Below are 205 nucleotides of genomic sequence, written 5' to 3'. Positions count from 1 at the left end.
GGGTCCGTGTTTAATAGGGGGGCACACCTTAGCACGAGGAGGTGCCCCGTGGACCAGGATACCTTGCGGATCTTGCTGAGGGAAGCGGTGCGGGAGACAGTAGCCGAGGTTCTGCAGACGGTTCTGGAGCTGGACCGGACGGCCTTCTTGCAGGTGCACGGAGGCCGCAGGAACGGCTACTACCCCCGCAAGCTGGAGACCACCT

1 pseudogene is annotated in these 205 nt (G+C 63.4%); it reads left to right on the top strand.

The window, feature by feature from the left end:
• Positions 1–6: 6 nt before the first annotated feature.
• A pseudogene (locus tag L0D17_RS13485) lies at positions 7–205 on the top strand (IS256 family transposase); the annotation flags it as partial.

Source organism: Thermus thalpophilus (genome assembly GCF_022760915.1).
Classification (GTDB): domain Bacteria; phylum Deinococcota; class Deinococci; order Deinococcales; family Thermaceae; genus Thermus; species Thermus thalpophilus.
Note: the sequence above shows the minus strand (reverse complement) of the source record. Positions and strands in the feature narration are given on the sequence as shown.